Source organism: Paucibacter sediminis (assembly GCF_030254645.1).
GTDB lineage: Bacteria > Pseudomonadota > Gammaproteobacteria > Burkholderiales > Burkholderiaceae_C > Paucibacter_B > Paucibacter_B sediminis.
On record NZ_CP116346.1, the window covers coordinates 1,135,092 to 1,153,787 of the forward strand.

General features: G+C 69.2%; 17 protein-coding genes, 1 pseudogene and 1 riboswitch. Of the genes and pseudogenes, 7 read left to right on the forward strand and 11 right to left on the reverse strand.

All coding sequences use genetic code 11. From position 1 onward, the window contains the following. The first annotated feature begins 164 nt into the window (after nt 1-164). The gene (locus PFX98_RS05170; protein ID WP_285234103.1) at nt 165-1,205 is read left to right on the forward strand and encodes an aminoglycoside phosphotransferase family protein; all 1,041 of its coding nucleotides are present in this window, start codon (nt 165-167) and stop codon (nt 1,203-1,205) included. On the opposite strand, the gene PFX98_RS05175 is transcribed toward PFX98_RS05170, so the two are convergent. The 3 genes from PFX98_RS05175 to PFX98_RS05185 form a co-directional block, all read right to left on the reverse strand. Then, nucleotides 1,202-2,155 carry a LysR family transcriptional regulator gene (locus tag PFX98_RS05175; protein ID WP_285234104.1) on the reverse strand — a complete coding sequence of 318 codons (954 nt, stop codon included), beginning with the start codon at nt 2,153-2,155 and terminating at the stop codon, nt 1,202-1,204. The two genes, PFX98_RS05170 and PFX98_RS05175, sit on opposite strands and share 4 nt — an antisense overlap. 68 nt (nt 2,156-2,223) lie before the next feature. Next, nucleotides 2,224-3,699: a M20 family metallopeptidase gene (locus PFX98_RS05180; protein ID WP_285234105.1), complete on the reverse strand. Its 1,476-nt coding sequence runs from the start codon at nt 3,697-3,699 to the stop codon at nt 2,224-2,226. Between the two features lie 43 nt (nt 3,700-3,742). Next, nucleotides 3,743-4,606: an alpha/beta hydrolase gene (locus PFX98_RS05185; RefSeq protein WP_285234106.1), complete on the reverse strand. Its 864-nt coding sequence runs from the start codon at nt 4,604-4,606 to the stop codon at nt 3,743-3,745. Between the two features lie 131 nt (nt 4,607-4,737). On the opposite strand from PFX98_RS05185, the gene PFX98_RS05190 reads away from it, so the two are divergent. Then, a complete protein-coding gene (locus PFX98_RS05190; protein WP_285234107.1) occupies nt 4,738-5,574 on the forward strand; it encodes an enoyl-CoA hydratase-related protein in 837 nt (278 codons plus the stop codon). Here PFX98_RS05190 and PFX98_RS05195 read toward each other — a convergent pair. The 3 genes from PFX98_RS05195 to PFX98_RS05205 are packed head-to-tail and all read right to left on the reverse strand — an operon-like array spanning nt 5,571 to nt 8,025. Then, nucleotides 5,571-6,782, reverse strand: a complete 1,212-nt coding sequence (locus PFX98_RS05195) for a HAMP domain-containing sensor histidine kinase (RefSeq protein WP_285234108.1) — start codon at nt 6,780-6,782, stop codon at nt 5,571-5,573. The genes PFX98_RS05190 and PFX98_RS05195 overlap by 4 nt on opposite strands. After that, nucleotides 6,782-7,498, reverse strand: a complete 717-nt coding sequence (locus PFX98_RS05200) for a response regulator transcription factor (protein WP_285234109.1) — start codon at nt 7,496-7,498, stop codon at nt 6,782-6,784. Before PFX98_RS05200 ends, PFX98_RS05195 begins: the two co-directional genes overlap by 1 nt. A 5-nt stretch (nt 7,499-7,503) precedes the next feature. Then, entirely contained in the window at nt 7,504-8,025 is a 522-nt protein-coding gene (locus PFX98_RS05205; protein WP_285234110.1) for a Spy/CpxP family protein refolding chaperone, read from the reverse strand. Between the two features lie 179 nt (nt 8,026-8,204). On the opposite strand from PFX98_RS05205, the gene PFX98_RS05210 reads away from it, so the two are divergent. Then, nucleotides 8,205-9,167, forward strand: a complete 963-nt coding sequence (locus tag PFX98_RS05210) for a M14 family metallopeptidase (RefSeq protein WP_285234111.1) — start codon at nt 8,205-8,207, stop codon at nt 9,165-9,167. On the opposite strand, the gene PFX98_RS05215 is transcribed toward PFX98_RS05210, so the two are convergent. The 4 genes from PFX98_RS05215 to PFX98_RS05230 form a co-directional block, all read right to left on the reverse strand. Beyond that, a complete protein-coding gene (locus PFX98_RS05215) occupies nt 9,168-9,536 on the reverse strand; it encodes a VOC family protein (RefSeq protein ID WP_285234112.1) in 369 nt (122 codons plus the stop codon). Nucleotides 9,537-9,557: 21 nt separating this feature from the next. After that, the gene (gene metW / locus PFX98_RS05220; RefSeq protein WP_285234113.1) at nt 9,558-10,142 is read right to left on the reverse strand and encodes a methionine biosynthesis protein MetW; all 585 of its coding nucleotides are present in this window, start codon (nt 10,140-10,142) and stop codon (nt 9,558-9,560) included. Beyond that, on the reverse strand, nt 10,139-11,272 hold the full coding sequence (metX, locus tag PFX98_RS05225; RefSeq protein ID WP_285234114.1) for a homoserine O-succinyltransferase MetX: 1,134 nt from the start codon (nt 11,270-11,272) through the stop codon (nt 10,139-10,141). Before metX ends, metW begins: the two co-directional genes overlap by 4 nt. Before the next feature lie 60 nt (nt 11,273-11,332). Beyond that, nucleotides 11,333-11,407: riboswitch (SAM riboswitch) on the reverse strand. Nucleotides 11,408-11,424: 17 nt separating this feature from the next. Beyond that, on the reverse strand, nt 11,425-12,993 hold the full coding sequence (locus tag PFX98_RS05230) for a methyl-accepting chemotaxis protein (protein ID WP_285234115.1): 1,569 nt from the start codon (nt 12,991-12,993) through the stop codon (nt 11,425-11,427). 122 nt (nt 12,994-13,115) lie between these two features. Between PFX98_RS05230 and PFX98_RS05235 the strand changes: the two genes are divergently transcribed. From PFX98_RS05235 to PFX98_RS05250, 4 genes and pseudogenes are all read left to right on the forward strand, one after another. After that, the gene (locus tag PFX98_RS05235; protein WP_285234116.1) at nt 13,116-13,739 is read left to right on the forward strand and encodes a TetR/AcrR family transcriptional regulator; all 624 of its coding nucleotides are present in this window, start codon (nt 13,116-13,118) and stop codon (nt 13,737-13,739) included. 3 nt (nt 13,740-13,742) lie between these two features. Further along, nucleotides 13,743-14,708, forward strand: coding sequence for an HlyD family secretion protein (locus PFX98_RS05240; protein WP_285234117.1), 966 nt, complete (start codon nt 13,743-13,745; stop codon nt 14,706-14,708). Continuing rightward, a pseudogene (locus tag PFX98_RS05245) lies at nt 14,705-15,427 on the forward strand (ABC transporter ATP-binding protein); the annotation flags it as partial. The gene PFX98_RS05240 and the pseudogene PFX98_RS05245, both read left to right, overlap by 4 nt. 38 nt (nt 15,428-15,465) lie before the next feature. Continuing rightward, nucleotides 15,466-16,599 (forward strand): ABC transporter permease, encoded by a 1,134-nt coding sequence (locus PFX98_RS05250; RefSeq protein WP_285234118.1) that lies wholly within the window; start codon nt 15,466-15,468, stop codon nt 16,597-16,599. On the opposite strand, the gene sppA is transcribed toward PFX98_RS05250, so the two are convergent. Then, nucleotides 16,596-18,458, reverse strand: a complete 1,863-nt coding sequence (sppA, locus tag PFX98_RS05255; RefSeq protein ID WP_285234119.1) for a signal peptide peptidase SppA — start codon at nt 18,456-18,458, stop codon at nt 16,596-16,598. The genes PFX98_RS05250 and sppA overlap by 4 nt on opposite strands. Nucleotides 18,459-18,696 lie beyond the last annotated feature (238 nt).

The following is an 18,696-nucleotide window of genomic DNA, read 5'->3' on the forward strand; positions in this document are numbered from 1 at the left end:
GAGGCAGATGGGCGGGCGGATTGGGGGCGCAGCACGGGTGTGGGACGTCTTCAGGGGGCATCCTCGCGCCGGTGGCGGACGGGACGGTTTGTAGAATTCATTATCCATGAGCCCCGGCGTGAGCCGTGCTCGGCCCTTCACTGCCTCTTCAGCCTCTTTTCTTCATGCACCCCAAGTTCTGGCCCGACCCCGCCCGCCACGAGCGCTTCTGCCGCTGGCTGCAGCCCCTGGTCGAGGCCCATGGCCTGTTGCCGGACACGCTGGCCGAGGCCGGCAGCGATGCCAGCACGCGGCGCTACTTCCGCATCCGGCGCGCCGCCGGTGGCGAGTTGCTGGTGATGGACGCGCCGCCGCCCGGCAACGATGTGCGCCCCTATCTGGCGCTGGCCGCGCACATGGCCGAATGCGGCCTGCGCGTGCCCGAGGTGCTGGCGGCCGACGCGGCCGAGGGCTTTGCCCTCATCACCGACTTGGGGCCCCAGACCTATCTGCAAGCCCTGCAGGGCGCCAGCGCGGCCGAGGCCGACCGCCTGATGCGCGCCGCCATCGGCAGCCTGGTGCAATGGCAGCAGCGCGGCGATGCCAGCCGGCTGCCCGTCTATGACGAGGCCTTTGTGCGCCGCGAGCTGCAGATCTTCGTCGACTGGTGCGTGCAGGCCGAGTTCGGCAAGCAATGGTCGGCCACCCAGCTCAAGTGGTGGGACCATGTCAGCCAGCAGCTGGTGAACAACGCCCTCGCCCAGCCGCAGCTGGCCATGCACCGCGACTACATGGTGCGCAACCTGATGGTGGCGGAGGGCGCGCCGGGCATCCTGGACTTCCAGGACGCGGTGCGCGGCCCGATCGCCTACGACATGGCCTCGCTGCTGCGTGATGCCTTCATCTCCTGGGACGAAGAGCGCGAGCTCGATTGGGCGATCCGCTACTGGGAGCAGGCACGCAAGGCCGGGCTGCCGATCGACGCCGACTTCGGCGAGTTCTGGAAGGCGCTGGAATGGAGCGGCCTGCAGCGCCACCTCAAGATGATGGGCATCTTCTGCCGCCTCAAGCACCGCGACGGCAAGCCCGCCTATGCCGAGGATCTGCCGCGCCTGTTCGCCTATGCCACCAAGGTGTCGACGCGCTATATCGAGTTCTCGCCGCTGACCCATTTGCTGGAGGACCTGCGCGGCGGGCTCACGCAGACCGGCTTCAGCCTGCGCTAGGGTGAGGGGCAGCCCGCGGCCGCCAGCCAGGGGTCGCGGTCCTCGCCGCCGAACACGCTGAGCAGGAAGTCGAGGAAGGCGCGCGTGCGCGCCGGCACGAACTTGCGCGTGGGCATGGCCGCCCAGATCGTGAAGCTGAACAGCCGCCATTCGGGCAGCACGCGCTCCAGCGCCCCTTCCAGCAGGGCGTCGGCAATCACGAAGGACGGCAGGCCGGCAATGCCCAGCCCATGCAGGGTGGCCGAATAGTTGGTGTCGATCGAGGCGGTGCTCAGCACCGGCCGGTTCGGCACCCCGGTGAAGGAGTCCTGCACCGTGTCGTCGTCGTGGCCACCGCGCAGGAACACGATGCCGCGCTGCAGCTCCGACATCGGCGGCAGCATCGCGTCATGCCCTTTCAGATCGCGCGGATGCTGGGGCCGGCCATGGCTTTCCAGGTACTCGGGTGCGGCGCACATGATGACCTCGGTGCGCGCCAGGCGGCGCGCCACATAGTCGCCCTCGAGCGGATGGCGCGAACTCAGGATGGTGATGTCGAAGGCCTCGTCCAGCGTGTCCACCGGGCCGGGCGAATGCAGCTCCAGCGTGATGTGCGGGTACTGCTGGTGAAAGCGCGCCAGGTGCTTGGCGAGCTGATGCACGGCGATCGCCGGCGGCACCAGCACGCGCAGATGGCCACGCGGCTCGTTGGTGGAGGCCGAGGCCAGGGCTTCGGCCTCTTCCACTTCGGCCAGGATGCGGCGGGCGCGCTCCAGATAGGCCTCGCCCACCTCGGTCAGCGCCAGCCGGCGGGTGGTGCGGTTGATCAGGCGTGCGCCCAGGTGCTCCTCCAGCTCGGCCACCAGGCGCGTCACCACCGCGGGCGCCAGATCGAGCGAACGTGCGGCGCCGGCAAAGCTGCCGTCGTCGATGACGCGCACGAACACGCGCAAGGCCTTGAGCTGATCCATGCTGGCTCCCCCGCCAAAAACAAAGCCCGGACAGAGCCGGGCTTGGAACGTCTGTGCCGTGCAGCTTATCAGGGGTGGGCAGCCATCACCTGGGCCACCGCGGCGGTCAGGCGCTTGCCATAGGGCACGTGCAGGAACTCGTTGGGGCCATGGGCATTGCTCTTGGGGCCCAGCACGCCGCAAACCATCATCTGCGCGCTCGGGAAGCCCTTCTGCAGCATGCTCATCAGCGGGATCGTGCCGCCCTGGCCGATATAGCCCACCGGCGCGCCGAAATGCGTCACGCTGGCAGCGTTGACCGCCTGCGACAGCCAGGGGCTCAGCTCGGGCGTGTTCCAGCCGGTGGCACCATAGGCACCCGCGCGGCCATCGGGCACGAAGGTGACCTTGGCGTTGTAGGGCGCGTTGTCCTCCAGCAGGGCCTTCAGGCGCAGCGCCGCCTCGTTGCCATCCACCAGCGGCGGCAGGCGCAGCGAGAGCTTGAAGGCGGTGTAGGGGCGCAGCACATTGCCGGCGTTCTTGAGCTCGGGGAAGCCGTCCACACCCACCACCGACAGGGTCGGCTTCCAGGTGCGGTTGAGCAGCACCTGCACCGGATCGGTGGTGACCGGCAGCACCGAGCCACCATCGGCACCGCAGGCCCAGGGCAGGCGCTTGTAGACCTCTTCACCCAGGATGGCGGCGGTGGCCTTGGCCTGCTCCAGGCGCACGCCCGGGATCTCGCAATGGAAGCTCTCGGGCAGCAGATTGCCGGTCTTGGAGTCTTCCAGGCGGTCCAGCACCTGGCGCAGGATGCGGAAGCTGGAAGGCACCACGCCCGAGCCGTCGCCGCTGTGGATGCCTTCGGTCAGCACCTCCACCTTCAGCACGCCCGACACCATGCCGCGCAGCGAGGTGGTGAGCCAGAGCTGCTCGTAATTGCCGGCGCCCGAATCCAGGCACACCACCAGCGAGACCTTGCCCAGGCGCTCCTTCAGCAGCTCGATATAGGCGGGCAGATCGTAGGAGCCGCTCTCCTCGCAGGTCTCGATGATGCCGACGCAGCGCGGGCGCGGGATGCCCTGCTTGTCCAGCGCCATGATGGCGGTAAGCGAGGCGTAGACCGCGTAGCCGTCGTCGGCGCCGCCGCGGCCATAAAGCTTGCCGTCCTCGTACTTGGGCGTCCAGGGCCCCAGGTCGGCGCGCCAGCCATTGAACTCGGGCTGCTTGTCGAGGTGGCCGTAGAGCACGATGGTCTCGTCCGAGCCGGCCTTGGTGGCGGGCACCTCGAAGAAGATCACCGGCGTGCGACCGGGCAGGCGGATCACCTCGAGCGTGAGGCCGGCGACCTTCTTGCTCTCCACCCAGCTGGCGGCGTCGCGCAACACCTTCTCGATGTGGCCGTTGGCGGCCCAGTCGGCGTCGAACATCGGGCTCTTGGCCGGGATGGCGATGTACTGGGTCAGTGCCGGGACGATCTCCTCGTCCCACATGCGGGCGGCGTAGTCACCCAGGGCGCTGGCCTCATCGGCCTGCAGCGGCAGCAACGGATCACGTGCGTTCATCTCATGTCTCCTCGCGAGGGGTAACTCGCCTGAAGCAGAGATTCTAGAACTTGGACTCCAGCCAGGTCTGCAGGCGCTCGAACACCTGCTCCTTCTCGGGCTCATTGAAGATCTCGTGGTAGAGGGCCGGGAAGACATGGCCCTGCACCACCGCCGGCGGTGCGGCGGCCACGAAATCGGCGCTGCCCTCGGGCGAGACGCAGCGATCGCTGCCGGCCCACAGCACCAGAGTCGGCAGGGTCCAGGCCTCGGCCTGGTCGCGCACCAGCTCGCCGCCATCGACGATGCTGCGCGCCAGCGTCGGCGTGATGTGCTTGTGCACCAGCGGGTCCTGCACATAGGCCTGCACCACCGCGGCATCGCGCGAGATCCAGCTGGGCTTGAGCCCGTTGCCGGCGGCCAGGTGCGGCAGCAGCGGCAGGGCCACCGTCAGCAGCAGCTTCTGGAACGCGGACATGCCGGGGTCCAGCGCCGGCGAGCTCAGCACCAGGGCGTCGAGCGGGCGGAACCAGGTCGGCAGGCTGCCGGCCGCGGTGCCCAGCAGGCCACCGGCGGCAAAGCGCGCCGCCACCATGCCGCCCATGCTGTGGCCCAGCATCACCAGCGGGCCACGGCCCAGCACCTCGTCGCCACGAGTCTGGTCGATCACCAGGGCCAGATCGTGCATCAGGCTGAGTTCGTCGGGCACGTCGCCGCGCGCGCCGCCCGAGGCGCCATGGCCACGCTGGTCGTAGCCCACCACATGCCAGCCCCATTGATTCAGGCGCGCCGCCACCTGCTCGTAGCGGCCGATATGCTCACCCAGGCCATGCACGATCAGCACCGTGCCGCGCGCGGGATCGATGCCGGGTTTGGTCCATTGGCGCCAATGCAGGGGCAGGCCGTCGTGGGTCGTCAGGGGTCGCATGGCTGGCAGTGTAGGGACGCCACCCCGGCCGCCACCCCGGGGCTTCCCCCAGGCGCGGGAAACCCTGTCCCGGATTGGATAGACAGCTCTAGACCGCAGGGCCTAGGCTGCGCTCCGGACAAGGAGACCCCATGAGCAACAACGAATTCTTCACCCTGAGCCAGCCGGAGCCGGGCCTGGCGCATCTGCAGTTCAACCAGCCCGAGCGCATGAACACCATGAGCCCGCGCTTCTTCCCGGCGCTGCGCGACGCGGTGCGCGCGCTCGACGACGCGGGCGAGACGCGCGTGCTGGTGATCTCATCCACCGGCAAGCATTTCAGCGCCGGCATGGCGCTGGACACCTTCGCCGGCCAGGGCGCGATGCTGGACACCGGCAGCGCGCGCACGCGCCTGAGCTTCCAGGCCTCGCTGCGCCGCCTGATGGCTTGCTTCAGCGTCCTCGACGAGGTGCGCTTCCCGGTGCTGTGCGCCGTGCAGGGCGGCTGCATCGGCGGCGCGCTGGACCTGGCCGCCGCCTGCGACATGCGTTATTGCACGGCCGACGCCTTCTTCACCATCCAGGAGACGGTGATCGGCATGGCGGCCGACCTGGGCGTGCTGCAGCGCCTGCAAAAACTCATGCCCCAGGGCGCGGCGCGCGAGATGGCCTATACCGGCGAGCGCCTGCCGGCCGAGCGCGCGCTGGCCCTGGGCCTGGTGAACGCGGTGCTGCCCGACCAGGCCGCGCTGCTGGAGCATGTGCTGGGCCTGGCGCGCAATATCGCCGCCAAGTCGCCGCTGGCGGTGGCCGGCAGCAAGGCGGCGCTGAACCATGCGCGCGACCATGGCGTGGACGCCTCGCTGGCGCATATGGCGGTGCTGCAGAGCGCCATCTTCGACACCGAGGAAATGGGCCGCGCAATCATGGCCTGGAAGATGAAGCAGCCGGCCGGCTTTGCGCCGCTGGCCGAGATCGCCCAGGTCTAGGGCCGGTGCAGCGGCAGGCGGATCACGAAGGCCTGGCCCTCGCAGACCGCCGATCCACCATGGCGCTGCGCAATCTGGCGCACCAGCGCCAGCCCCAGGCCCGAGCCCGTGGCGCGCGTGTCGCCGCGGTAGAAGGGTTCGAACACCGCCTCGCGCTGCGCCTCGGGCACGCCCGGGCCGGCGTCGCTGACGCGGATGACGGCTTCGCCGCCACTCGCGCTGAGCTGCACCCGCGTGGGCGGCTGGCCATGCCGCTCGGCGTTCTCCAGCAGATTGCGCAAGAGGCGCCGCAGCAGGCGCGCATCCGCGCGCAGTGGCAGGCTTGCGCCTTCGAGCCGCACCTCGGTGCGCGCGGCGGCCAGCTCGGCCGCCAGCGCCAGCAGGTCGAGTTCCTCCAGCTGCAGCGGCTCGTTCACCGCGTCCAGCCGGCTGGCCAGCAGGATCTCGTCGATCAGGCGGTCCAGCTCGGCAATGTCCTGCTCCAGGCCGGCACGGCGGCGCGGCTCCACCGCGTCCTTCACCAGCTCCAGCGCCAGCTGGATGCGCGTGAGCGGCGTGCGCAGCTCGTGCGATGCATGCGCCAGCAAGGCCTTGTGCGCACCCACCAGCTGCTCGATGCGCGCGGCCGCGTCATTGAAACGTTGGGCCAGGCGCGCCACCTCGTCGCGCCCCTCCACCGCCACGCGCGCCGAGAGCTCGCCCGCCCCCAGCCGCTCCACCCCCTGCTGCAGGCGTTCGAGCCGGCGCGTCAGCTGGCGCACGATGGGAAAGGCCAGCAGGCCCACCAGCAGCGCAAGCAGCAGCATCACGCCATGCAGGCCCAGGCCCAGGGCGGGCGGGCCGAGGGCCCAACGCAGGCGCACCAGCAGCACGCGCCCATCGGGCAGCGGCAGGCGGTAGCGCCCCCAGCGCCGGCCCGGCGGCGCCTGGCCGACCTGGGCCAGGGTCTGGCCCTGCGCGTCATAGAGCGTGGCATGCTCGCTCACACCCTCGGCCAGGCGCTGCAGGCCGGCCTGCTGCTCGGCCGGCGGCGCCGCGGCCGCGGGCAGGGCGTTCTGCACCAGCCGGCCCATCAGCTGCAGGGCCACGTCCATGGGCCCGCCCTCGCGGTGCCACAGCGCCACGCTCACCAGGGCCAGCACGATCAGGCAGGCCAGCAGCGCCAGGTAGAAGCGCAGATAGAGCCGGGGCAACAGGCGATTCAGCATCAGTCTTGCTGCCTGGCGAACACATAGCCGCTGCCGCGCACGGTGATGATGCGGCGCGGCTGCTTGGGATCGGTCTCGATGGCGGCACGCAGGCGCGACATGTGCAGGTCGATGCTGCGGTCGCTGGCCTCCAGTTTTTCGCCCGTCATCAGGTCCAGCAGGCGTTCGCGCGAGAGCACGCGGCCGGCGTTCTGGGCCAGCGCCAGCAGCAGGCTGAACTGGCTGGCCGAGAGCTCGCACACCGCGCCGTCCAGGTAGGCGGCGCGCGCCGCCGGGTCGATCTCCAGGCGGCCGAAGCGCAGCGGCTGGTCGGCCGGCAGCAGGCCGCCGTGGCGGCGCCGCAGGATGGCGCGCAAGCGCGCCAGCAGCTCGCGCGGCACGAAGGGCTTGGCGAGGTAATCGTCGGCACCGATCTCCAGCCCGACCACGCGGTCGAAGGCATCGCCGCGTGCGGTGAGCATCAGCACCGGCACGTCGGAGCGCGCACGCAGCTGGCGGCACAGGTCCAGCCCGTCCATATCGGGCAGGCTGAGGTCCAGCAGCACCGCGTCGAAGGCCTGCCGGGCCAGCGCCTCCAGGGCCGCGCTGCCCAGCCCGGCCACGCTGACCCGGTAGCCGGCCGCACCGAGATACTCGCCGAGCATCTCGGCCAGCGCCGGATCGTCTTCCACGACCAGGAGCTGTTCAAAGCTGCGTGCGGGGCCGGCTTCCAGCATCGGCGTCAGCCCTGCTTGGGCGCGTGGTGCTTGCCCAGATGGTCGACCAGCTGCTGGCGCTGCGCCGGCGTGAGCTGGTCCCCCACATCGGCCACCAGCTGCACCAGGCGGCGCGAGGCCTGGTCGGCCAGCTGCAGATGGCGCTGGCGTGCCTGCTCCAGCGCGTTGCGGTCCAGCGGCGTCTGGGCCAGCAATTGCAGGGCCTGGGTATGGGCCTCGTGCAGCTGCCGGTGCATGGGCAGCAGGTCGGTGACGGCCTGCTTCACGAGCGGATCGATCTGGGTCTGCTGCGCCGCGTTGACGTTGAGCTCGCTGTAGAGCCTGGCCAGCATGCGGTCCACATGCTTGGCTGCCTGCTCCGGGCTGCCGATGGCATGGCGCCCGTGCAGATGCGGCGCGCCGCTGGCCACCGCGGCAACGCCAGCGGTGAGCGCGGCACCGGCCACGAAGGCGGCAATCACGCTGCCCTTGAAGAAGCGGCGCAGCGAGCGGCGCGCGGGGGTGGAGGAGGATGGGCTGTTGTCCATGATGGTGACTTTCATAGCGAGGGGAGGCAACAATCCAAGCGGTGCAGGCCGCCCATTGTGGCGCCCTCACCGATTGCAGCCAGGAGGCCGGGGCCGCCTGGTCATGTCGCCACTGTGGAGCGCCCAGCTCGCAGCCCCATGTGATCGCGGTAAAGATTTGTACGGCATGATGCTGGGCCATGAGCGAAGCCCCGATCGAACTGCTGCCACCCGACATCAGCCCCTATCGCCACAGCGCCAGCGGCGTCGATTACGTCCATGTGCTGGACTCCGGCCGGCCCGGCCCCACGGTGATGGTGCAGGCGCTCACCCATGGCAACGAGCTGTGCGGCGCGCTCGCGCTGGACTGGCTGTTCCAGCAGGGCATGGGTCGCAGCCTGCAACCCCTGCAGGGCCGGCTGATCCTCAGCTTTGCCAATGTGGCCGCCTTCGAGCGCTTCGACCCGGCCGACCCGAACGCCTCGCGCTGCGTGGACGAGGACCTCAACCGCGTCTGGGCCGACGCGGTGCTGTTCGGCCCGCGCGATTCGCTGGAGCTGCGCCGGGCGCGCCAGCTGCAGCCCTTTGTCGACGCGGCCGACTATCTGTTCGACATCCATTCCATGCAGGACGCCTGCCGGCCGCTGATGGTGTGCGGCCTGCTGGACAAGGGCGCCGACTTCGCCTGCCGGCTGGGCATGCCCGGCGATCTGCTGATCGACACCGGCCACCCCTCGGGCCTGCGCATGCGCGACCGCGGCGGCTTTGGCGACCCGGCCAGCGCCAGGAATGCGCTGCTGATCGAATGCGGCCAGCATTGGGAGCGCAGCGCGGTGGAGGTGGCGATCGACGGCTTGCTGCGCTTTCTGCGCCTCACCGGCATGGTGGATGCGGCCTGGGCCGAGGCGCGCCTGCGCCTGCCGCTGCCGGCGCTGCAGCACCGCATCCGCGTCAACCAGGCCGTGACGGCGCTGAGCAGCGACTTCCACTTCCTGTTCCCGGTGCGCGGCCTGGACGTGATCGCCCGGGCCGGCACGCCCTATGCGCAGGACGGCGAGACCATTTTCAGCACCGAGTTCGACAACACCGTGCTGGTGATGCCCTCGATGAAGCACGGCCTGCCGGGCAACACCATGGTGCGGCTGGGCCGCTTCGAGAGCTGATCAGCCGACCACGAAGGCGTTCAGCTTGTTGCCGTCGAGATCGCGGAAGTAGGCGGCGTAGAAGCCCTCGCCGCGCGGGCCCGGTGCGCCCTCGTCCTTGCCGCCCAGGGCCAGGGCCTTGGCATGCACGGCCTTGACCTTGTCCTGGCTGTCCACCACCAGGGCCACCATCACGCCATTGCCGACCGTGGCCGGCTGGCCGTCGAAGGGCAGCATCACGCCGAAGCCGGGCTTGTCCATGCCCGTGCCCCAGGCATAGCCGCGGCCGAAATCCATCATGCGCTTGACGCCGATGACGGCGAACAACTCGTCGTAGAAGGCCGCGGCGCGCGGCAGGTCGTTGGTGCCCAGGGTGGTGTAGCCGATCATGCAAAGCTCCCGTGAAGTGGTTCAGCCTCGATCAAATTTGAACACGGCCATGCTGGCGAGCAAGTTTGGCATGTTGCGCACCACCCTGCCCTCCTGGATGCCGAAACTGTCCAGGATATTGAGCCGGTTCTTGCGCGCCAGCACCTCGAAGTCGGCATAGGTGCCGACGCGGATATTGGGCGTGTCGTACCACTCGTAGGGCAGCACGCGCGTCACCGGCATGCGGCCCAGCAGCACCTGCAGGCGATTGGGCCAATGCGCGAAATTGGGGAAGCTGACGATGCCGATGCGGCCCACGCGCGCGGTCTCTCGCAGCATCAGCTCGGTATTGCGCAGATGCTGCAGGGTCTCCAGCTGCAGCACCACGTCGAAGCTCTGGTCCTCGAAGATCGACAGGCCCTCTTCGAGGTTCAGCTGGATCGCGTTCACGCCGCGCTGCACGCAGGCGAGCAGGTTGGCGTCGTCCAGCTCCACGCCATAGCCGCTGCAGCCGCGGTGCTGCTTCAGGTAGGCGAGCAGCTCGCCGGTGCCGCAACCCAGGTCCAGCACGCGCGCGCCCTCGGGCACCAGGGCGGCGATCGTCTCCATCACGGCCTGCGCGCTCATGCCACCACCTCGCCGGCAATGCGCTGGAAGTAGGCGCGCAGCACGCCGTGGTAACGCGGATCCTCCAGCAGGAAGGCATCGTGGCCATGCGGTGCGTCGATCTCCGCATAGGAGACATCGAGCTTGTTGTCGAGCAGAGCCTTGACGATCTCGCGCGAGCGCGCCGGCGAGAAGCGCCAGTCGGTCGTGAAGCTGGCGAGCAGGAATTTGCAGCGCGCGCTGGCAAAGGTGCGCGAGAGGTCGCCTCCCTGCTCGCGCGCCGGGTCGAAATAGTCGAGCGCGCGCGTGATCAGCAGATAGGTGTTGGCGTCGAAGTAGTCGCTGAACTTGTCGCCCTGGTAGCGCAGATAGCTCTCGATCTGGAACTCGATGTCCTGGGTCGAATAGCCCAGTTCAGCGGCGCGCATCTGGCGTCCGAACTTCTGCTCCATCACATCGTCGCTGAGGTAGGTGATGTGGCCGATCATGCGCGCCACGCGCAGGCCGCGCTTGGGCACCACGCCATGCTGGTAGAAATGGCCGCCGTGAAAATCGGGGTCGGTGATGATGGCGCGGCGCGCCACTTCGTTGAAGGCGATGTTCTGCGCCGACAGACAGGGCGCGGTGGCGATGGCGATGCAGTGGCGCAGCCGCGCCGGGTAGCGCAGCGCCCAGTCCAGCGCCTGCATGCCGCCCAGCGAGCCGCCCAGCACGGCGGCCAGCTGGGTGATGCCCAGCTGATCGAGCACGCGCGCCTGGGCGTCCACCCAGTCCTGCACCGTCACCACCGGGAAATCCGCACCGTAGACGCGGCCCGTGTCCGGGTTGCTATGCATGGGCCCGGTGGAGCCAAAGCAGGAGCCGAGGTTGTTGATGCCGATGACGAAGAACTTGTCGGTGTCCAGCGGCTTGCCCGGGCCCACCAGGTTGTCCCACCAGCCCTCGCTCTTGTCCTCGCCCGCGTAGACCCCGGCCACATGATGGCTGGCGTTCAGCGCATGGCACACCAGCACCGCATTGCTGCGCGCCGCGTTCAGCTGGCCATAGGTCTCGTAGACCAGTTCGTAGTCGCGTATCTGTGCGCCGCTGCGCAGCGGCAGCGGCTGCGCGAAGCTCATGCGCTGTGGCGTCACCGCCCCTAGCTGACCCATCTCATGCCCTCAGAAAAAACAAATCCGGCGCCGCCTCGATCATTGCGGACGCCGGAAGCTGCTGGCCTGCGGGCGCCCTTTTAGCGGCATTTTTAGAGCGCCCGCAATCCGGAACAAATCGGCGCTATGGGCCGGATTATAGAAGCGGCGGCTCAGCCCTGATCGAGGTGGAACTGCGAGACCGCCTCGGCCAGACGCCTCGACTGCTCGCGCAGGCTCTCGGCCGCCGCCGCCGACTGCTCCACCAGCGCCGCGTTCTGCTGCGTCATCTGGTCCAGCCGCGTCACCGCGCCATTCACCTGGCCGATGCGCTGGCTCTGGTCGGAGGTGCCGGTGGCGATCTCGCCGACGATGTCGCTGACACGCTGCACCGAGGCCACGATTTCGTCCATGGTGGCGCCGGCGTCCTGCACCAGCTTGGCCCCCACGTCCACGCGCTCGACGCTGGCACCGATCAGGGCCTTGATCTCGCGTGCCGCCTCGGCCGAACGCTGGGCCAGCGAGCGCACCTCGCCGGCCACCACCGCAAAGCCGCGCCCCTGTTCACCGGCGCGCGCCGCCTCCACCGCGGCATTCAAGGCCAGGATATTGGTCTGGAAGGCGATGCCGTCGATCACGCCAATGATGTCGCCGATGCGGCGTGAGCTGCTGTTGATCTCGTCCATGGTGCTGACCACCCGCGCCACCACCTCGCCGCCGCGCTGCGCCACCTGAGCGGCCGAACTGGCCAGCTGCTTGGCCGTCATGGCCGAGTCGGCGCTGTCGCGCACGCCGCCGGTGAGCTGCTCCATCGAGCTGGCGGTGCTCTGCAGATTCGAGGCCGCCTGCTCGGTACGCTGGCTCAAATCCTGGTTGCCGGCCGCCACCTCGGTGCTGGCGGTCTCGATGTGCGAGGACGACGCGCGCACCTCGCCCACCAGCTTGCGCAGCGATTCCTGCATGCTGTGCAGCGCGCCCAGCAGGTCGGCGGCCTCGTCGCGGCCCTCGACGCGGATCTGGCGGTTCAGGTCGCCCGCCGCGATCGCCTGCGCCACCGTGCGCGCATAGCTGATCGGGCTGGTGATGGAGGCCGAGTTCATCAGCGTCAGCGGCACCACCGCCAGCACCACCAGGGCCAGCACCGCCAGGAAGACGCTGGTGATGTTGCTCATGGTCTTGCCGAAGGCCTGCTGCGTGTTGCCGGACTCGGTCTCGATCAGCTGCGCGATCTTGTTGATGCGCTCTTCCACCTGGGTCATGAAACCCTTGGCACGGCCCAGCATGCGGTCGGCCACGCGGGCGGTATCGAAGCCGCCATCCTGGATCTGGATCAGCACCGGGCCCGAGGCCTTGGCATAGTCGTCCATCAGCTGGATGGCCTCGCGCGCGATCGGGTTGCCGGCGTCTTCCTCACCCTCCAGCATCTGCTCCAGGCCCTTGCGGGTGGCGACGATGGCGGCCTGCCAGCGCTCGCGCGCCTTCAGCACCGTCACGCCGTCCTCGTAGTTGATCACCATCTCCTTTTCCCAGAGGCGCACCTCGGCCAGCGAGGCGCGGATCTGCGCGAGCGTGGTGAGTTGCCTGATCGAGTGATCCATGAAGGCCGTGTTGAGGCTCTTCAGCTGCTGGCCACCGAACAGACCGGTCAGGCCGACCAGGGCAAACATGCCCAGCACCATCGCGATCGCACCCTGCATGCGCGTGCGTATCGTGAAGTGCCGCATCCACTTCATCAAGTCCATGGTAGCTCCCCGTTCCATGGTTCGAGCCTCATAGACGCCGGGCTCAAGGCGCGTTGATCCTATGTCCGAGCGCCGCCGATGGGTTGATTTGCATTTATTAAACGATCGACTAATAATTCCTCATGGCCCGCCCATCCCAAGCTCAAGACCTGACCCTGCTGGCCAGCGGCCGGGCGCTCTATGCCCAGCTCGGCTGCGCCGGCCTGTCGGTGCGGCGCCTGGCCGAGCATGCCGGCGTGAACCCGGCCATGGTGCACTACCACTTCAAGAGCAAGGACGGCTTTCTGCGCGCCCTGCTGCAGCAGATGTACGAGGACATGTTCGCCGGCCTGAGCCTGGAGGCGGCGCGCAGCGGCAACGCCCTGCAGCGGCTGGAAGCCAGCCTGCTGCGCCTGGCGCAGTTCGTGCGTGAGCATCGGCCCACCGTGGCGCGCGTCTGGGCCGACGCCCAGCAGGGCGAGCCGGTGGCGCTGGACTTCATGCGCGCGAACGCACCGCGCCATCTGGGCCTGCTGCTGGCCCTCATGCAGGAGGCCGAGGCTGCCGGCCTGCTGCGCCAGCAGCCGCCGATGCAGCGCTTTGTGTTCCTGATGGGCGCGGTGGTGGCGCCCCTGATGATTGCCGGCAGCGTGCAAGCCCTGGGCGTGCTGCCACCCGCCCTGTCCGCCCTGATGGAAGACCAGGCCCTCAGCGATACCGCGCTGCGCGAGCGCATCGGCTGGGCCCTGGACGCCTTGCGAAAGTAGCGCATGAGACGACAAACCAACCGCATCGCCGGCCTGCTGATCCTGTCGAGCCTGGCCGCCTGCGCCCCCCGGACCGAACCGAGCTGGTCGGGCTATGCCGAGGGAGAGACGCTCTACCTCGCCGCCCCGGTGGCCGGCCGCCTGGCGACGCTGCAGGTGCGCAGCGGCGACGCGGTGCAGGCCCAGCAGCCCCTCTTCACCCTGGACGACCAACTCGAGCGCGCCGCCGATGCCGAGGCCGAGGCGCGTGCCCAAAGCGCCCAGGCCCAGGCCGCCAACACCGACAAGGGGCGGCGCCGCGAGGAGCTGGCCATCACCGAGGCCCAGCTGCGCCAGGCGCGCAGCCAGGCCGAGCTGGCGCAGGGCGAGCTGGTGCGCCAGCAGCAATTGCTGGCGCAGGGCTTTGTGCAACGCGCGCGGGTCGACGATGCCGCCCTGCTGGCCCGGCAGGCGCAGGCGCGCGTGGCCGAGCTGGAGGCGGCGCTGCAGAGCGCCCGCCTGCCGGCGCGCGAAGACGAGCGCCAGGCGGCGCGCGCACTCGCCGCCGCCGCGCAAAGCGGCCGCGCCCAGACCGATTGGCGGCTGCAGGAAAAGCAGCAGCGCGCACCGCAGGCGGGCCGCATCACCGACACTTTTTTCCGCCCCGGCGAATGGGTCGCGGCCGGCCAGCCGGTGCTGGCCCTGCTGCCGGCCGGGCAGCGCAAGGCGCGCTTCTTCGTGCCCGAGGCGGCGCTGGGAGCCTTGCGCCTGCAGCAGGCGGTGCAGCTGCGCTGCGATGGCTGCGGCGCGCCGATCGCGGCACGCATCAGCTATATCGCACCGCAGGCCGAGTACACGCCGCCGGTGATCTACTCGAACGCCCAGCGCGCCAAGCTGGTGTTCATGATCGAGGCCCGGCCCGAGCGCCTCGAGGATGCCGAACGCCTGCACCCCGGCCAACCGCTGGACGTCGTGGCGTCAAAGACATGAGCGGCGAGCTGGCCATCGATGTGCGCGGCCTCGCCAAGCAATTCGGCGGCCGCAAGGTGGTGGACGGCATCGACCTGCAGGTCGGGCGCGGGCGCATCGTCGGCTTCCTGGGGCCGAATGGCAGCGGCAAGACCACCAGCATGCGCATGCTGTGCGGCCTGCTCACGCCGGATGCCGGCGAGGGCAGCTGCCTGGGGCTGGACTTCCGCCGCGAGGCCGCGGCCTTGAAGCGTCAGGTGGGCTATATGACGCAGAAGTTCGGCCTCTACGACGACCTCTCGATCCGCCAGAACCTCGACTTCGTGGCGCGCCTGTTCGAGCTGCCGCAGCGCCGCGCCGTGGTGGACCAGGCGCTCGCCAGGCTGGGGCTGACATCGCGCCAGCACCAGCTGGCCGGCGCGCTCTCGGGCGGCTGGAAGCAGCGGCTCTCGCTGGCCGCCTGCCTGCTGCACGAGCCGCGCCTGCTGCTGCTGGACGAGCCCACCGCCGGCGTCGACCCGAAGGCGCGGCGCGAGTTCTGGGACGAGATCCACGCCCTCGCCCAGCAGGGCATCACCGTGCTGGTGGCCACCCATTACATGGACGAGGCCGAGCGTTGCAACGAGCTGGTCTTCATTGCCTATGGCGAGGTGCTGGCCCATGGCACGCAGGCCGAGGTGCTGGCCGCCGCCGGCCTCGCGGCGGGCCAGGGCAACCTGGAGGACGCCTTCATCCGCCTGATCGCCAAGGCGCGCGACAACTTCGCCGAGGCCGCGGCATGAACATGTTCCGCTGGGCCCGCATGTGGGCCGTGTTCGTCAAGGAGTTCCAGCAGATGCTGCGCGACCGCCTGACCTTTGCGATGGCGGTGGGCGTGCCCATCATGCAGCTGGTGCTGTTCGGCTACGCGATCAATATGGACCCGAAGGGCCTGCCCACCGCGGTGGTGGCGCAGGACCAGGGCGTCATGGGCCGCAGCCTGCTGGCGGCGATGCAGAACAGCGGCTATTTCCGCATCGTCCACAGCGGCATGGCGGAGGCCGAGGCCGACGCGCTGATGGCGCGCGGCGAGGTGCAGTTCATCGTCGTCATCCCGGGCGACTTCGGCGCGCGCCTGGTGCGCGGCGAGCACCCGGCCCTGCTGATGGCGGCCGACGCCACCGACCCCTCGGCCTCGGGCAATGCCCTGGCCGCCCTGCAGCAGCTGGGCACACAGGCACTGGCGCGCGAGCTGCGCGGCCCGCTGGCCGCCCTGCAGCCGCGCCCCCTGCCCTTCGAGATGCGTCTGCAGCGGCGCTACAACCCCGAAGGGCTCTCGCGCTACAACATCGTGCCCGGTCTGATCGGCACCATCCTCACCATGACCATGGTGATGCTGACCTCGCTGGCGATGACGCGCGAGCGTGAGCGCGGCACCATGGAGAACCTGCTCGCCACGCCGGTGCGGCCGCTGGAGGTGATGCTGGGCAAGATCCTGCCCTATGTGCTGATCGGCTATCTGCAGCTGCTGCTGATCTTGCTGGCGGCCTGGCTGCTGTTCGAGGTGCCCATGGTGGGGAGCTTCGGCCTGCTGATGGCGATGATCGGCGTCTTCATGCTGGCCAATCTGGGTGTGGGCTTCACCTTCTCGACGCTGGCGCGCAACCAGCTGCAGGCCCTGCAGATGACGTTCTTCTTCTTCCTGCCCTCGATGCTGCTGTCGGGCTTCATGTTCCCCTTCCGCGGCATGCCGGGCTGGGCTCAGAACCTGGGCGAGGTGCTGCCGCTGACGCATTTCCTGCGCATCGTGCGCGGCATCATGCTCAAGGGCAGCGGCGCGGCCGAGCTGCTGCCGGAGCTCTGGCCCATGCTGGCCTTTCTGCTCGTGGCCGCCCTGGTCGCGCTGAAGCGCTATCGGCTGACGCTGGACTAAGGCTGCCGGCAGAGGCAGTGCACCACCGCGGCGAAGGGCTTGCGGCCCTCGCTGAGTTCGGCCGCCCAGGCCAGCTCCGCCTGCGCCTCCTGCAGCACCGCCGGCAGCTGCGGCAGGCCCAGCTGGGCGCGCAGGGTCTCGACCAGCGCGGGGCTCAGCACCTCGCCGAACGAGCTCAGCAAGCGCTCGAACCGGCCCATCTCACGCTCCACATAACTCACGCGTGGCTCGCCCTCCAGCTTGGCGCGCTGCGCCGCCGCGTTGATGGCATCCTGTAAGCTGCCCAGCTTGTCGACAAGGCCACGCTCCAGCGCCTGTGCGCCGGTCCAGACGCGCCCCTGCGCGACCGCGTCGATCTCGGCCACCGGCTTCTTGCGCGCCGCCGCGGCCTTGCCGGTGAACTCGTCGTAGGTGTGCTGGATGGCGGTCTGCACCAGCGCGGCAAAGCGCGGATCGAGCGCGCGGCGCGGATCGTAGGCGCCAGCCAGCCAGGCGGTGGTGGTGCCACCGGTGTGGATGGAGAGCTTGTCCAGCAGCTTCTCGCCGGTGGGCAGCATGCCGAACACGCCGATCGAGCCGGTGACGGTGCTGGCGTCGGCGATCACCTCGTCGGCCGACATGGAGATCCAGTAGCCGCCCGAGGCGGCCACATCGCCCATCGAGACCACCACCGGTTTGCCGGCCTGCTGGGTCAGCTCCAGCTCGCGGCGCACGATCTCGGAGGCAAAGGCGCTGCCGCCGGGCGAGTTGACGCGCAGCACCAGGGCCTTGATGTTCTCGTCCTCGCGCGCCTGACGCACCAGCTTGGCGGTGGAGTCGCCGCCGACGCGGCCGGCACCGGCCTCTCCGTCGACGATCTCGCCTTCGGCCACCACCACGCCCACCGCCGGTCCGCGCTCGACCTTTAGCTTCAGATAGGCCTGGTAGTCGGCGTAGGACACGGCGCGGAAGCTCCGGCCCTTGTCGTCCTTGGCGCCGCGCTCCATCAGCATGGCGCGGAACTCGTCGCGCGTCTTCAGCCCGTCCACCAGGCGCATCTCCAGGGCCATGCGCGCGGCGTCGCCCTTGGCCGCGGCCAGGCGCTGCGGCAGCTCGTCAATGCCCTTGGCGATGGCGCCCTTGTCGAGCTTGCGTGCCTGCTCGATGGTGGCGGTGAAACGGCTCCACAGATCGCCATAGAGATAGGCCTCGGACTCCAGCGAGGCCGGCGATGGCCCGTTAGCGAAATAGGGCTCGCCGAAGTTCTTGTACTTGCCGACGCGAATCACGTTCGCCGCAATGCCCAGCCGGTCCAGCGCGTCCTTGTAGTAGTTACGGTAGCGGCCAAAGCCCTCCAGCATCACCAGCCCCATCGGGTGGAGATAGATCTCGTCGGCCTGGGCGGCGAGGAAGTAATCGCGCTGGTCGAATTGCTCGCCATAGGCCAGCACCGGCTTGCCGCTGGCCTTCTTGAAGCGCGCCAGCCCGGCCGCCAACTCGCGCAGGCCAGCCTGGCCAGCGCCGCCGAATTCATGCAGATCCAGCGCCAGCACGCCGATGTTGTCGTCCTTGGCGGCGGCCTCCAGCGTGGCCAGCACATCGCGCAAGCGCGTCTGGCGCTGCGCCTGGCCCTTCAGCTGCGCCATCGCCTGCTCGCGTGCCGAGCCCGAGAACTGCTCCACGAGTTGGCCGCGCAGATTCAGCACCAGGGTGGTCTTGGGCTGCAAGGGCTTGGGGCCGCGGGTCAGCAGCCCCACCACGATGGCGATCAACAGGGCCAGCAGCAGCAGATTGAGGAGCGCGCGGCGGCTGGCATCCAGCAGCCACCAGCACTTGCCCAGCAAGCGCCACAGCGGCGCGAACATCGTCTTCAGTCCCATGCAAGCTCCCTTGATCAGCTGCGGCGATTGTGCAGCAGGGTCAGAGACGTGCAGGTTTGGCGTCAGAACAGCGCCGAATTAGCTGGGAAGCGGGTGCCATGACAGCGCTTCGGGGGCGCTAATTGTGCGCAGGAATTCACGCAAGTCGTCGCCAAAACTCCAATAGCAACAATGGCTTACATGCCTCACACAAGTCCTGATTAAGCTACACACACCAGGCAACGACTGCACCCTGGTT

Excerpts from the sequence above, each read along its gene's own strand:
- PFX98_RS05170 (WP_285234103.1), top strand. The coding sequence starts at position 165 with ATGCACCCCAAGTTCTGGCCCGACCCCGCCCGCCACGAGCGCTTCTGC.
- sppA (WP_285234119.1), bottom strand. The coding sequence starts at position 18,458 with ATGGGACTGAAGACGATGTTCGCGCCGCTGTGGCGCTTGCTGGGCAAG.
- PFX98_RS05210 (WP_285234111.1), top strand. The coding sequence starts at position 8,205 with ATGAGCGAAGCCCCGATCGAACTGCTGCCACCCGACATCAGCCCCTAT.
- PFX98_RS05175 (WP_285234104.1), bottom strand. The coding sequence starts at position 2,155 with ATGGATCAGCTCAAGGCCTTGCGCGTGTTCGTGCGCGTCATCGACGAC.
- PFX98_RS05235 (WP_285234116.1), top strand. The coding sequence starts at position 13,116 with ATGGCCCGCCCATCCCAAGCTCAAGACCTGACCCTGCTGGCCAGCGGC.
- PFX98_RS05205 (WP_285234110.1), bottom strand. The coding sequence starts at position 8,025 with ATGGACAACAGCCCATCCTCCTCCACCCCCGCGCGCCGCTCGCTGCGC.
- PFX98_RS05180 (WP_285234105.1), bottom strand. The coding sequence starts at position 3,699 with ATGAACGCACGTGATCCGTTGCTGCCGCTGCAGGCCGATGAGGCCAGC.
- PFX98_RS05190 (WP_285234107.1), top strand. The coding sequence starts at position 4,738 with ATGAGCAACAACGAATTCTTCACCCTGAGCCAGCCGGAGCCGGGCCTG.
- PFX98_RS05185 (WP_285234106.1), bottom strand. The coding sequence starts at position 4,606 with ATGCGACCCCTGACGACCCACGACGGCCTGCCCCTGCATTGGCGCCAA.
- PFX98_RS05240 (WP_285234117.1), top strand. The coding sequence starts at position 13,743 with ATGAGACGACAAACCAACCGCATCGCCGGCCTGCTGATCCTGTCGAGC.
- PFX98_RS05215 (WP_285234112.1), bottom strand. The coding sequence starts at position 9,536 with ATGATCGGCTACACCACCCTGGGCACCAACGACCTGCCGCGCGCCGCG.
- metX (WP_285234114.1), bottom strand. The coding sequence starts at position 11,272 with ATGGGTCAGCTAGGGGCGGTGACGCCACAGCGCATGAGCTTCGCGCAG.
- PFX98_RS05230 (WP_285234115.1), bottom strand. The coding sequence starts at position 12,993 with ATGGACTTGATGAAGTGGATGCGGCACTTCACGATACGCACGCGCATG.
- metW (WP_285234113.1), bottom strand. The coding sequence starts at position 10,142 with ATGAGCGCGCAGGCCGTGATGGAGACGATCGCCGCCCTGGTGCCCGAG.
- PFX98_RS05250 (WP_285234118.1), top strand. The coding sequence starts at position 15,466 with ATGAACATGTTCCGCTGGGCCCGCATGTGGGCCGTGTTCGTCAAGGAG.
- PFX98_RS05200 (WP_285234109.1), bottom strand. The coding sequence starts at position 7,498 with ATGCTGGAAGCCGGCCCCGCACGCAGCTTTGAACAGCTCCTGGTCGTG.
- PFX98_RS05195 (WP_285234108.1), bottom strand. The coding sequence starts at position 6,782 with ATGCTGAATCGCCTGTTGCCCCGGCTCTATCTGCGCTTCTACCTGGCG.